Origin of the sequence: Leeuwenhoekiella polynyae, from assembly GCF_004104075.1 — a bacterium.
In the GTDB taxonomy this organism is placed as follows: Bacteria; Bacteroidota; Bacteroidia; order Flavobacteriales; family Flavobacteriaceae; genus Leeuwenhoekiella; species Leeuwenhoekiella polynyae.
Genome location: NZ_QOVK01000006.1, coordinates 80,004 through 93,466, shown reverse-complemented (window position 1 = coordinate 93,466; position 13,463 = coordinate 80,004). Strand labels below are relative to the sequence as shown.

The window sequence follows — 13,463 nt, the reverse complement described above, 5'->3', positions numbered from 1 at the left end:
ATAAACTAGCTTTTAGCTTATTATAATTTAATCTCCGAGCAAAAACTTCTATTATGACCCAAAAGCTACTTGTTTTCTTAGCGCTATGTTTATGTTTTAACGGTTACAGCCAAATCACCGGGCTAGTCACAAATAATGACAACGAGCCTCTGCCCTACGTAAATATTTATTTAAAAAATTCTGCTACCGGAACGGCAACTAACGGTGACGGAAACTACTCACTATCACTTTCTAAAACCGGAAAACACACAGTGATTTTTCAGTTTTTAGGATATAAAACAAAGGAAGTTGATGTTGATATTGATCAATTTCCATATGAGCTCAATACAGTTTTAGCTGAAGAAACCACTTCGCTTGATGAAGTAGTTGTAGATGCAAAAGGTAATCCTGCAGATCGTATCATCAGGGAAGTAATCAATAAAAAACCTGAAATCTTAAAAAAGCAAAATGCTTATACCGCTGACTTTTATTCCAGAGGTTTGTGGCGTGTAGAAAATGCTCCCGAGAAATTTTTAGGTCAGGAAATAGGTGATTTAGGTGGTGGGCTTGACTCTACTAGAACCGGTATAGTTTATTTGAGTGAGACCATTTCTAAAATTGCATATCAAGCTCCTGATGATTTTAAAGAAACGATTACCGCGAGTAAAGTGAGCGGTAACGATAATGGTTTTAGCTTCAACAGTGCTCAGGAGGCTGATTATTCTTTTTACAACAACACGCTTGAGATCAATTCGCAGTTGGTTTCTCCCATAGCTGATAATGCGTTTAATTATTACAATTATAAGCTCGTGGGTGCTTTTCGCGAAGGCGAAAAACTCATCAATAAAATTGAAGTCACACCTAAACGTAAAAATGATCGCATTTTTGAAGGAATCATTTATGTTGTAGAAGATGATTGGCAATTGTATGGTGCAGACCTTAAAACTACAGGAGCTGCGATACAAGTTCCGTTTGTTGAGGAATTGGTTTTTAAGCACAATTTTAAATACGATGCCGAAAAAGAACTCTGGGTTAAAATTTCACAAAGTATAGACTTTAGCTTTAAACTTCTAGGTTTTGGTGGTAACGGAAGATTTACCGCTGTATATAGCAATTACAACTTTGAACCCCAATTTGAAAAGTCGAGTTTTAGTAACGAAGTGTTGAGCTTTCAGACTGAAGCCAATAAAAAAGACAGTTTGTTTTGGCAAAAAATACGTCCGGTGCCGTTAACTATAGAAGAACGCTCTGATTATGTAGTAAAAGATAGTCTGCAAGAAATACGCGATTCTAGACCGTATAAGGATTCTATTGATGGGGTGAGTAACAAATTCAGCTTTGCAGACCCTTTGTTGGGGTACTCATACACCAATACTTATGAGCGCTGGCGTGTGGGATATAAAGGTCCGTTACCAGAACTGCGTTTCAATACCGTACAGGGGTTTAATGCCTCGACAGGTTTATTTTATAGTACCTGGACTGAAGATTACAAACAAGCTACTTATGCTAGTCTGGATGCCAATTACGGAATAGATGATGACCGTTTACGTTTTACGGGGAGTTTAACGAAACGTTTTAATCGAATTTCAAACAGAAGTATAGGTGTCTCTGGAGGTACAAAAGTTCAACAGTTTAACGCAAGAGAACCTATTTCAACTTTAATAAATAGTATTTCTACATTATTCTGGGAGCGTAATTATATGAAAGTATATGAACTGGATTATGCCCGACTATTTTATAGTGAAGAACTTTTTAATGGATTTAAATTCTATGCAAACGCTTCTTATGAAAAGCGTTCGCCGCTCTTTAACACGACAGATCAGGTATGGATCAAAAACCGTGTTGACTATACCTCAAATAATCCATTAGCACCTGAAGATTTTAATACTGCAGCAATTCAAACACATCAACTGGGTAAATTTAATGCACGAGCTATTATTAATTTTGATCAAAAATATATGAGCTATCCAGACGGAAAATTCAATATTGGTGAATCTAAATATCCAACGCTAACCCTCGATGTCGAGCAAACCTTTGCAGCTTCAAACAGTGATTATAATTTTACACAGTTTGCGGCACAGCTTAAACAAGAGTTTGATATATCAAATAAAGGAAGTTTTGGTTATAATTTACGGGGTGGTACATTCTTAAGTTCAGATAACATTAGTTTTGTAGATTACCAGCATTTCTCAGGCAATCAAACTAGAATTAATATAGAAGGGCGACATCTTAACAGTTTTAATCTGTTGCCCTATTATGATTTTAGTACAAACAACAGCTATTTTGAAGGACATCTGGAACATAATTTTAAAGGTTTTGTTCTTGGTAAAATACCTGGAATACGAGCTTTAAATGCAAATCTTATACTTGGAGGTCACAGTTTAATAACACAGGAAAACAAACCCTATTATGAGTTTTCTGCGGGTATAGGTAATCTTGGTTTTGGTAAGCTGAAATTTTTAAGAATAGATTACGTTCGCTCTATTAACGGTCCCAATAAAGACGGTGCATTTATGTTTGGACTGAGTTTTTAGCATTACTAGAATTTGTAATTTTAGACTTCAAAAACAATATAATGCGTTACTTCTTATCTCTCTTAACCTGTACTTTGTTACTCTCTTGTAAACCAGATAAAAATTTAAAATTAAGCACTATTGAAGGATTCCCTTCTGAAATTATGGGATGTAGTTGTTATTATGCCACTTCAGAAGAAAACTTCAAAAACCAGCGCTTTATTTACTTAGACAGCTATGAGGCTACGCCGGCTTTTATAAGTATTGCAGATACGCTCGTTCCTGTTGATCCCAAATCTAACACATACTATAAAGTTGAATTTGATATTGAGAAGGAAGTTCAATTAGATCAAGAGTTATTTCACAGAGAAGGTACACTTAAGGTTACTGCTGCTGACGGTTCAATTTATACTACTCCTATTTATGGGGAATGTGGTTGCTAAATCCTTTCTATGGAAAAATTAAAACAACCTGAAGTGTGGCTAAGAGGTCCAGTTGAAGATATTCCTGTATTACTACAACCTGTTGCCTTTGCTTTATTGCAAACAATAGAAGAATTGCATTTTTGGCTCAGTGAGTTTCCTCAGGAAAAACTTTGGAAAAAGCCTTCAGGACGTGCAAGTGTTGCGTTTCATTTACAACATTTAACCGGTGTTTTAGATCGAATGCTTACCTATGCTAAAGCTAAAAAATTAAGTGAAGATCAATTTCAATATATAAAACTCGAAGGAGTTCAAAATAATGCACTATCAATAAAAGAACTCTTGAAAGCTTTTGAAGATAACGTTGAAGAAGCTTTAAGTTTTTTTAAAACTTTAGATTCAGAAACTCTCACAGAAACCCGAACGGTTGGAAGAAAAGAATTACCATCCACGCTATTTGGTTTACTCTTTCATGCCGGTGAGCACAGCCAACGACATCTAGGCCAGCTACTTGTAACAGTTAGTGTTTTAAAAGCAGACTAATTGCTCACTATTTTATTCTTTAAAGCATATAGAACCAGGCCTATTCTACTGCGAACTTCCAGTTTTCTAAATAAAGTATCGCGGTAATTATCTATTGTTTTGGGACTTAGACACATTTCGCTAGCAATTTGCTTGTAAGTCTTATCAGAGCAGGCAAGCGCCATAAACTCTAATTCACGTTGAGAAAAATTATCTTGAAGTTCGTCCTCATCTTTTCTAGAAACACCTTTTAATAAAGCCGTCGTCACATTGTCTGTATAAAAATGGCCTTTACTTATCACCTCGTTAAGAGCCAAATGTAAAGTATCTGGATGAATGTCTTTTAATAAATAGCCCTTGCTTCCTGCCTTAAGCATATTGATAATGGTTTCTTCTTCATCATCCATAGATAAGGTTATCGTTTTTATGTTGGGATGGTTTTCATTTAGCCAGTTTAAGGTTTCAAAACCGTTCATTACCGGCATATTGATATCTAATAAAATAATATCAGGTTCTTTAGAAGTCTGGCTCATTTTACCAATTAGATCATTACCATTACGAGCCATAAAAGCTACCTCAAACCCATCAAAACTATTGATGAGTCCCTGCAACGATTGAGCAAAGAGTACGTGATCGTCAACGACCCCCACTACGTAATTATTCATAATAAAATTTGGTTAGTTGATACTTGTAATTTTACAAAGGTAGTTATAATTCTTTCATGTTCGTTTTAAATACCTGATTATTAAAACAGTACCTTTTTCTTTTACAGAATGCAGACTATACTCAGCATTAATAAGAGCTGCCCTACTTTTCATATTTACCAAACCCGAACTAACAGCTATCAGATTTATGTCAAAGCCGATACCATTATCTTCTGCTTTTATCAAAATTTCGTGTTCACTGAACTCAAAATCTATATTTAAAAGAGATGCTTTTGCGTGTTTTATGACATTGTTTAAAAACTCCTGTATAATTCTAAAAAGTATAAGCGCATCGTCTTGGGGTGGTTGCCAGATCGCACCTGAAGTATTAAGGGTAGTATCTAGAATCTTTAAACGTTCTAATCTGTTTAGTTCGTTTTTTGTGCTTTCAATCAGCCCTATTTGATTAATTACCTCTCTATTTAAGTTGCGAGATAGCGATCGTATTTCTTGTAACGATTTACCTATTAAACCTTTAATTTCAATTAACGGTTCTTCATCTCTATAAGTTGGTGTATTTGTGAGAATATTGAGTTCTAAGTTTGCAACAGATAGCAATTGACCAATGTTATCGTGCAACTCCCAACTTACGTTCTTTAGCGTAGCTTCCTGTATTTCAAGCTGTGTACGTGCAACCTCTTCCTGATATCTCAAAATTGCTTCATTACGTTCTGTGATGAATTTTATTTTTCGCTTTTGAAAAACTGTAAATAAAATGAAAACTAAAATTAGAAATGCGAGCAGCACCAATGAACACACAAAAATGAGTAACTCAAAAGATTCTTGTAAATCATAAAATCTTATAGGATTCATCGCTTAAAGTGAGTTGTTATCAACAGGATGCTCTATCGTAAAACGATCTGCCCTTACAAAGGCAATAGCAAAGCAACAATACTGAATACAATTGATTAAAAATAATACGATGCTTAAAATTATAGGGTTTTCTTGAAGAAAAAATAAATAAGTTATATAAAACGGTAAGAACGTAACACAGTAAACTAATATGCCAAACGAAACCCAGAAATAAGGAGACTTAGTTATGTGCATCACGACTTCTCTATTGAGCATTTCAATAAAATAAAAAGAAACTGAAACAATAAGGAATAGCGTTCCTAAAGAAAAAGAATATGTCAAATAATCTACAAGAAACTGTTCTAAAAAAACAGCATCTATAAGCCAGAATGAAACATAAAATAAAAATAATATCTTGATTATTCTTTTGCGTATAAGTGACTTTAGTACCGAATGATACCAGGCAATAAAAAATGCAAAGTTTACTAATACGTAAACATTATAGACCGGTGTGTTTACAAATCCAAAAAGATCATAACACACACCGGCAAAAATTTCAGTTATAAAAACATAAATCAGAAAGAATAAAACATACTTAAATTTAAAATCTTTAATCTCCTTATATCTAAGAAATCCTATCACGATCGCGATAAACTCTAAATACTGAGAATATGAGCTCAATTCCTGCATATGATTCTAGCTTCTATTGGTAATCTTCTGGAGGTGGCTTTCTCAAGTGCCCCATATTAAGCGGTGCGATCTCTAGATCTTCATTACTTTGTAAAAAAGAATTGAAATTTATCAAGCCGGCTTTTTCAACTGCTTTCATTCCGGTAGGAACAATAAACAGTGTTGAGTAGCCAGCTACATCCTCATCAGAATGGTCTTTAGGATAAGCACCAAAATATACTCTCAATCCATTTACCTTTGATCCTTTTTCTGCTGCTTGTGATTTAGCATAAGCTATATATTGCTCCAGATCTTCAATAGACCACCAGCCAGATCGGCTATCTGGCATACCTATGGCCTTATTAATGGCTTCAACTCGTGTTTCAGTAAATGTTCGGTCTAGTATTTTTGCCTCTTCAATTGAAATTACTCCTTTAGGAGGCTTCGCTGACTGGTCTTTTTGATCCATACAGCCATATGTAAGGACTAAAGTAAAGGTTACCAAAACAAGCAATGTTCTGTTTAAAAGTTTACGATTCATAATTAAATATTTATTTAGATTTTTAAAATAAACCATTTTAAATCTAAGAATCTATTATTCAATAAAATAGGGTAAAAACCCCTTAATTGATAGGGGTTTTCAGGAATTAAAAAAAGGGATTCTAAGCAAGCTTTTTCAGGTTTATACACCTGATTATCAGCTATTATAAACAAATATTTAAAAAAGACAAAAAATCTAATGCTCCATTAATATGCTTTACGAAGCCCCTGAAATATTACGTGAGCAAGTAGCGATCTATATAAATGATTATGGTCTGGTCTCAGACAAGGTATCTTTAGATTCTATTGCTCACTTTATAGATAATCTTAATAAGGAAAATCAAGAGTTAGACAACTAGAATGGCTCAGACTGATAAGGCTAATGCTGGTTTTGAAAGCGCAATGCAATTTGTAGCACTTGTTAAGCTGGCGTTGAAAAAATCCGTCGTTGGATTTTAAAAATGCATCTGCTCTTAAAGTGGATACGCTTGCTGATTCTTTAAAAAAAAATATAAAAGTGCTTGATCTAGCATAAGAAGAAATTGCAATTCTTCTCCTTACACTTACCCACATTTAGCTCCTGAATTGATTTCAAAAACTGTAAATGATGTCTATCCTGAAGGTGGAGAACTTCCACAATTAGGAGGATTAAACGGTACAAATCATCACGGATTTTTACCTACCGGAGAAACTGCAATATATCTAATAGGTGGTGCTCAAGTAGAACAACGAGCATTTGCTTGACTATATTTTGATGCCGAAACTGCGCTTATCAAAAATCAAGTTATTCAATTGAAAAACCACTTTAGGACGAATCTATAATGAATAGACAACTCGTCTTAGAAAAAGACTATGCACAGCTCCAAATTACAGGAAAAATACCAGACCCTAAATTGAGCATAGAATTTTCTGCTAAAAAATTAGAAACACCCCTCACGTGGGATGATCTTATTTTAGCTGAAAAAACAAAAAGGGAGATTGAAGAACTGCGGGGATTAATATTTTAGCTTCTAATTTTAAATCAAATATAGATGCCTCCTTTACTCGCAGGTTTCAGTCTATAATACACTTTACCACGCCAGATTATGCTTCAAGACTTAACTTTGGGAAAATTCTTTATCTCACAAGTTTAGTTTTAGTAGAGGTCGATTTATCATTAATGGCTAAAACATATGACATCACCGGCGATAATATTAATAATGTTATGCACTATTGTTGCCTTCAGGCTTTAAATAACAAAACAAATAGGATTACGCATTCAAGCAGTATTAAAGGATGTAAACGCAAATATCTTAAAGAAGATAAAATGTTTTAAGAACAATAAAATTTTTAAAGTCCAATATTATATATACTAAAAAATAAATCGATAAATGTGCTTCCAGCTGCACCAGTTAGATTAGAAATGAATTGGCATTCTCCTTTAAAAAGTGAAGGGCTTTAGACATTTGATTCTCTACAGTCTTTATTGAAATCCCCATATCAACAGCAATTTCTCTATACTTTTTTTTCTGAATTTTATTTTTAATAAAAATTTCTTTACACCGTGGTGGTAGCTTATCTATAAGATTATTTAATTTCTCTAAATCACGATCTCTGGCACTGGTATCTTCTTTTTGAGCACTTGCGATAACTTCCCATCGTATATTATCCAGAAAATCAAACTTTATTTTTTGTTTTCTTATATGTTGTAAGAATTGATTGTGACAAGAACGGAATAAGTAGCTCTTTAAGGAAGTTGTTATTAAAATTGTGTCTCGTTTCTCCCAAAAATTAATCATCGTATCTTGCACTATATCCTCTGCCAGACTGGGATCGTTACAAAGTTTTAAGACATAATTACACAACCAGGTATAATATGTTGAAAACAAATATTTATACGCAGCGGTATCTCCTTTCCGTAACTTTTTTAATAATTTTTTATCGTCCATTTAGTATATCAGAAATTCTAAATTAATAAAAATTAAAAATAGATAGGGGTTTTTTATCAAAATTGTATCATAGAGTTGACAAACTGACTATATCAATAATGAAATCAGAAATAATACTTATCAATAAATTATTAAAAGGGACTATTTCCAGTAAGGAAAAGCTTGAATTAAAAAAATGGGTTCTTGAGGATCCTGATCATTTAGAGGTTTTTAAAAAGAAGATACAAAAATACAATCCAGATAGCTCGATTGATTTTAATGCAGAAAAGGCCTATCAAAAATTTATAAGTGCTACAAAAGCTAAAAAGCAGACTCCTAAGTTAACTTATCGATTGCTTAAGTACGCTGCTGTTTTTGCGCTGTTATTTACTATAGGTTATCAAGTAAAAGAGTATACCAGCGAAAAACTTGTAAATGAAAATGTGACACTTCATGAAAATACTCTTGATCCTAAAGATGAAATTATTATAACACTTGCTGATGGTACCCAGAAAGTAATTAGCACTAAAAATGATAACCAGATTAAAGATAAAGAAGGGAACATCGTTGCTAAAAATGATCATAATTCCCTGTCATTCTTAGCAAACGAATCTTCAAGTTCAGAAAAATTAGTCTATAACGAAATATACATTCCCTTCGGAGAAAAGTTTAAGATCATTTTGTCAGATGGTACAACAGTGCATTTAAATTCTGGTTCTAAGTTGCGTTTTCCGCAGCGATTTGTGAGTTCATTAGCGGAGCGAAAAGTATTTCTCGAGGGCGAAGGTTTCTTTGAAGTAACCAAAAACGCAAAAAAACCTTTCATAGTTAATGCTAAAGATATAGATGTAAAAGTTTTAGGTACCAAATTCAATGTATCATCTTATGATACTAATGAGTCTGTAACTGCAACTTTGGTAGAAGGAGCCGTAAGTGTTTACAGAAACAGTACTCCGGAAGAAGAGTTGAGATTAACCCCCAGTTATCAGGCTTCTTATAATAAAAAGGATGGTAAGCTTGATAAAGCCGTGGTAGATACAGATATCTACACCGCGTGGATGCAGGGCAAATTGATTATAAATAATCTAAAGTTTTCAGAAATCCTGATAAAATTGGAGCGCATGTACGATGTGAAATTTATAAACAAGGCTAAAAACCTAGATAATGAAATTTTTAAAGGAGAATTTAATAACGAAGACTTGGAAACAATCTTAAAAACCATTGAATTAAGCACACCGTTTAACTATGAAAAAAATAATAACGTTATAACAATATCTAATTAAAAGAAAAAGGAAGTGCTGCGAACACCCCCTTTTAATAATAGATCATCAGTAATAATTCTAACAATCTAAACACACCTAAAATTATGAAAAATCATGGAAGAAACCTTGTTTTTCTCAAAGAGGAACCTGGAAAAAAAATGAACTTTAAAATGAAAATAAGTTTAGTCTTAGCGTTTTTTGCTTTATTTCAATTACCTGCAAATACGGTTTTGTCACAAGTGAAAATTGATTTTGATGTTAAAGAGGTACAATTAAAAAAAGTATTGGATGAGATTGAATCACAATCTGATTACAGTTTTTTTTATAACGTGAACGAAATCGATGTAGTTAGAAAAATTTCTTTTTCTGCTAAGAAAGAAACTGTTGAAAAAGTGCTTGAAAATCTTTCTGATATAGCAGGTTTCAATTTTGTGATAAATGGGAAACAAATTGTCCTGACCAAAAAAGAACAGTCCAGTCCCACTCTTGTTTCCATGCAGTCTGTTATAGAGGGCGTAGTCAAAGACGATGGAGGATACCCATTGCCTGGAGCAAATATCCTAGTAAAAGGAACAACTATAGGGGCTACGACAGATTTTGATGGAAATTTTACAATTGAGGTGCCCGCGGATATGAATATTCTGGTCATATCCTATGTAGGCTTTAAAACTACTGAAATAGACATTACCGATAAAGATACTATTGAAGTGCAATTAGAAGCCGCTGCCGCGCAACTTGACGATGTGGTTCTTGTAGGATCAAGAGGTAAACCCAGAACAGATGTAAATAGACCAGTACCGGTTGACGTGGTAGAGGCAAAAGAATTGGCTTTAACAGGACAGACAGATTTAGGTCAGCAAATTCAATTTTCCTCCCCATCGTTCAACTCTGCAAAATATGGTGTGAACGGAACTACCAACTATGCTGAACCAGCTACCTTAAAAGGAATGTCGCCAGACCAATCGCTAGTATTGATCAATGGTAAAAGAAGACATCAATTTTCAACCTTGAATTTAAATGTTTCTCCAGGTTTAGGTACCATTGTTACTGATATCAACTCCATCCCATCTGGTGCACTTAGCAGAATTGAAGTATTACGTGATGGTGGAGCCGCACAGTATGGTTCAGATGCGATATCCGGTATAATCAATTTAAACTTAAATAAATCGGTAGGTGAGGGTACTTACATTGGTACAGCAGGTATTCATAAAGAAGGCGATGGTGTTACCTTTAAGCACAGTATTAATTATGGTTTTGGTTTAGGTAAAGAGGGGAGTTATTTTAACACAACCTTAGAAATGTTTACCTTTTCTGGAACTAACAGGTCTGATTCTTATACAGGAAGAATATATCCTGAGACACCAGATGACTACGATCAAACGGGTCCTACTCCTAACTTCCCTTATGATACGGCTAATCCAAGAGAAGATAGAGGGTTTTATCCACAGGGAGATGTAGTTGTAGGTAATTATGGTTCAAATGAAAATGATACCTATCAAGCATTTTACAACGCAGGGTTGCCAATCGGTACAAAAGACTGGAAATTATACAGTTTTGGAGGTGTATCCAGAAAAGATATTTTAGCCTATGGTTTTTTTAGAGCACCTTCCAATTTTGGAAATTCGGCTTTAGGTATTTTTCCTGATGGTTTTGTACCAGAACTTCCCGGTTCTTCTGTAGATGTTTCAACTGTGGTAGGTGTGGATAGAATTACACGAGAAGGTTGGAACTATGACTTAAGTCTTAGTTACGGTAGAAACTATCTGGATCTTTTTGCTAATAATACGGTAAATCCTTCTTTAGGTTCAGCCTCCCCTACTGAATTTAAAGTAGGAAGGTATGACTTTAGACAAACCATAGGAGAGTTCAACATGTCTAAAGCGCTTAGCGAAACCTTTAACTTAGCCTTTGGAACACAATATCGTACCGATAGATTTTTATTAAAGCAAGGTTCACCAGAATCCTTTGAAGTTGGATCATTAGCTACAGAAGGCAAGGCAATAGGATCCAGTGCAAGACCAGGTATCGCTGATATTGACGAAAATGATTTGTCAAGAAGCAATTTTGCTATGTATGTAGACGTCGAAAAAGATTTTTCTGACAGATTTTTATTAGGAGCAGCAGTTCGCTATGAAAATTACAGTGACTTTGGAGGTAACTTATCCGGTAAATTGGCAGGTCGCTACAAGCTTACTGAAAACATTGCCTTACGAGGTTCTTACAACAGAGGTTTTAGAGCGCCATCTGTAGCACAAATAGGTAACCGGGTGAATACTTCAACGGTACAAAATGATGTCATTGTAATTACTAAGCAGGTATCGAGTGACGATCCAAGATTGGCGCAATTAGGTGTTAAGGATCCAGAGGCCGAAATTTCAAATAACTATAATATAGGTGTTACTGCTAAATTACTTGGAGGTAAGTTACTGTTTACCGCAGATGCTTTCCGTATAGATATTAATGATCGAATTGTTATTACCGAAAGATTGGATACAGGTGATTTTCCGGCAGTTGCAGCGCTCTTTCCAGAAGCGAGTGAAATTCGCTTTTTCACAAATGCGATTAGTACCAAAACAACCGGTGTAGATATTGTAGCAGCTTACAAAGAGCGATTTTCAGAGAAAAGTAATTTCTCAGGGAGTTTAGCTTTGACCTTAAACCAAACAGAGGTGGTAAGTCAACAAGCTGCGCCTGCTGAGCTTACCGCTGGCGGTGATCCGGATTTTAAACTACTAGGTGAGATTGCAACTCAATTAATAGAAGTAGCACAGCCACGATACAAGCTTTTGGCCAGCCTTAATTACAATACGGGCAGATTTGGCTTTATAGGTCGTATGACACACTTTGGAGAAGTTCAAGCGGCAAGTGGTGGTTTGTCCTTGGAAGATCCTAACGTAATTGAAAGTGATTCGGGAGATAGACTGGTACAGGTATTTAGTGATAAAGCACTAGTCGATTTATCAATCTCCTTTAGATTCAGTGATAACTTCACATGGTCTATAGGTAGCAACAATATTTTTGATACGTATCCAGATAAGTGGAACAATACAAGAGATGGTGCTATAGGGCAGGCCTCTAACTATTCAAGTGGTCAGATTCCCTATTCTAGAAATTCAAATCAATTTGGATTTAATGGAGCATACTATTATACAAGTTTTAACATTAACTTTTAAAAATTCTAATTGCGTTGTTTGAGTTAGATTGTTTGTAGAAAGTGGCTCCTACGGGGGCCACTTCTTTAAAATTATGGAAAAAACAATAGTCCTTTTTGCTTTTTTACTAATAGGCATACTCTGTAAAAAATACAGCGTAACGCCCAAAGGCTTAGGTGGCAAACTCAACAAACTGCTTATTCATTTTTTTATACCTATACTAACCTTACGCTATCTCCCGGAGATTGAATTTTCTGAAAAACACATCTGGTTAATAGTATCACCGTGGATCATTTATGGTTTTTCCTTTCTTTTTTTTGAACTGGTTAATTTGATTAGACCAATTGAAAGAAAAGCAAGAGCTGTACTCATAATGACCTCGGGAATCGGAAGCATTTCATTTGCAGGTTTTCCCATTTTTGAGATGTTTTTAGGTCCAAAAGGTCTTGCATTAGGTATTATTCTTTCCCTCGCAGGTACTTTTGTGGTTTGCAATACCATAGGGGTTTTTACCGGTTTTTGGTACGCCCAAAAACAAACAAGTGCTGTGAAGCTCATAAAAGATATTGTTATATTTCCACCCTTTTTAGCAATGGTGCTGGCATTTATACTGTTATTTACCAATACAAAATTTCCTGATTTTATGAATGAAACACTTGCCATACTAGCAAAACCCTTTTCATTTTTGGCTTTGTTTACCATTGGGCTTAACGTAAGTATGAAATCTGTAAAACGGAATAAAAACTATTTTCTCTTGGGACAATCTTATAAACTTATAATAGCTCCACTTCTAGTATTTTTACTTTTCTTTTTTTTGGGAGAACATAATACGCTAGTTGCAAAGGTATGTGTACTTGGTGCTGGTCTTGGACCTATGAATACCATTGCAATTGTAGCTGCAGAACTTGGTCTAAAACCAGATTTATCTTTTTTAATGCCGGGACTGGGTATACCTGTATCTATTTTGACCGTAATTCTAATTTATTTTATAATCTATTGAT

The 13,463-nt window shown here is 34.6% G+C and carries 14 protein-coding genes; 9 read left to right on the top strand and 5 right to left on the bottom strand.

Features of this window, described 5'->3' with window-relative positions; genetic code table 11:
• Positions 1-53: 53 nt before the first annotated feature.
• From DSM02_RS09035 to DSM02_RS09025, 3 genes are read left to right on the top strand one after another with little or no spacing between them, the layout of a single operon-like run.
• Positions 54-2,513, top strand: a complete 2,460-nt coding sequence (locus DSM02_RS09035) for a DUF5686 and carboxypeptidase regulatory-like domain-containing protein (RefSeq protein WP_128765316.1) — start codon at positions 54-56, stop codon at positions 2,511-2,513.
• A gap of 41 nt (positions 2,514-2,554) precedes the next feature.
• Complete coding sequence (locus DSM02_RS09030) at positions 2,555-2,935, top strand: hypothetical protein (protein ID WP_128765315.1); 381 nt, start codon at positions 2,555-2,557, stop codon at positions 2,933-2,935.
• Positions 2,936-2,944: 9 nt separating this feature from the next.
• Positions 2,945-3,457: a DinB family protein gene (locus DSM02_RS09025; RefSeq protein WP_128765314.1), complete on the top strand. Its 513-nt coding sequence runs from the start codon at positions 2,945-2,947 to the stop codon at positions 3,455-3,457.
• Here the strand turns inward: DSM02_RS09025 and DSM02_RS09020 are convergent.
• From DSM02_RS09020 to DSM02_RS09005, 4 genes are read right to left on the bottom strand one after another with little or no spacing between them, the layout of a single operon-like run.
• The gene (locus tag DSM02_RS09020; RefSeq protein ID WP_128765313.1) at positions 3,454-4,101 is read right to left on the bottom strand and encodes a response regulator; all 648 of its coding nucleotides are present in this window, start codon (positions 4,099-4,101) and stop codon (positions 3,454-3,456) included. The genes DSM02_RS09025 and DSM02_RS09020 overlap by 4 nt on opposite strands.
• Positions 4,102-4,155: 54 nt before the next feature.
• Positions 4,156-4,953 (bottom strand): sensor histidine kinase, encoded by a 798-nt coding sequence (locus DSM02_RS09015; RefSeq protein WP_128765312.1) that lies wholly within the window; start codon positions 4,951-4,953, stop codon positions 4,156-4,158.
• Between the two features lie 3 nt (positions 4,954-4,956).
• Complete coding sequence (locus DSM02_RS09010; protein WP_164918275.1) at positions 4,957-5,622, bottom strand: hypothetical protein; 666 nt, start codon at positions 5,620-5,622, stop codon at positions 4,957-4,959.
• Positions 5,623-5,635: 13 nt separating this feature from the next.
• Positions 5,636-6,142 (bottom strand): hypothetical protein, encoded by a 507-nt coding sequence (locus DSM02_RS09005; protein ID WP_128765310.1) that lies wholly within the window; start codon positions 6,140-6,142, stop codon positions 5,636-5,638.
• Positions 6,143-6,353: 211 nt separating this feature from the next.
• On the opposite strand from DSM02_RS09005, the gene DSM02_RS20355 reads away from it, so the two are divergent.
• The 3 genes from DSM02_RS20355 (at position 6,354) to DSM02_RS09000 (ending at position 7,148) form a co-directional block, all read left to right on the top strand.
• Entirely contained in the window at positions 6,354-6,500 is a 147-nt protein-coding gene (locus DSM02_RS20355) for a hypothetical protein (RefSeq protein WP_164918274.1), read from the top strand.
• A gap of 226 nt (positions 6,501-6,726) precedes the next feature.
• A complete protein-coding gene (locus DSM02_RS20350) occupies positions 6,727-6,885 on the top strand; it encodes a hypothetical protein (protein WP_164918273.1) in 159 nt (52 codons plus the stop codon).
• 77 nt (positions 6,886-6,962) lie between these two features.
• Positions 6,963-7,148, top strand: a complete 186-nt coding sequence (locus tag DSM02_RS09000) for a hypothetical protein (RefSeq protein ID WP_128765309.1) — start codon at positions 6,963-6,965, stop codon at positions 7,146-7,148.
• Between the two features lie 384 nt (positions 7,149-7,532).
• Here the strand turns inward: DSM02_RS09000 and DSM02_RS08995 are convergent, their stop codons facing one another.
• Positions 7,533-8,069 (bottom strand): RNA polymerase sigma-70 factor, encoded by a 537-nt coding sequence (locus DSM02_RS08995; RefSeq protein WP_128765308.1) that lies wholly within the window; start codon positions 8,067-8,069, stop codon positions 7,533-7,535.
• Positions 8,070-8,167: 98 nt separating this feature from the next.
• Between DSM02_RS08995 and DSM02_RS08990 the strand changes: the two genes are divergently transcribed.
• The 3 genes from DSM02_RS08990 to DSM02_RS08980 all read left to right on the top strand — a co-directional run bounded on the left by DSM02_RS08990 (position 8,168) and on the right by DSM02_RS08980 (position 13,462).
• The gene (locus tag DSM02_RS08990) at positions 8,168-9,331 is read left to right on the top strand and encodes a FecR family protein (protein WP_128765307.1); all 1,164 of its coding nucleotides are present in this window, start codon (positions 8,168-8,170) and stop codon (positions 9,329-9,331) included.
• A gap of 149 nt (positions 9,332-9,480) precedes the next feature.
• The gene (locus DSM02_RS08985) at positions 9,481-12,483 is read left to right on the top strand and encodes a TonB-dependent receptor (RefSeq protein ID WP_164918272.1); all 3,003 of its coding nucleotides are present in this window, start codon (positions 9,481-9,483) and stop codon (positions 12,481-12,483) included.
• A 73-nt stretch (positions 12,484-12,556) separates the two neighbouring features.
• A complete protein-coding gene (locus DSM02_RS08980; RefSeq protein WP_128765305.1) occupies positions 12,557-13,462 on the top strand; it encodes an AEC family transporter in 906 nt (301 codons plus the stop codon).
• Position 13,463: the final 1 nt, after the last annotated feature.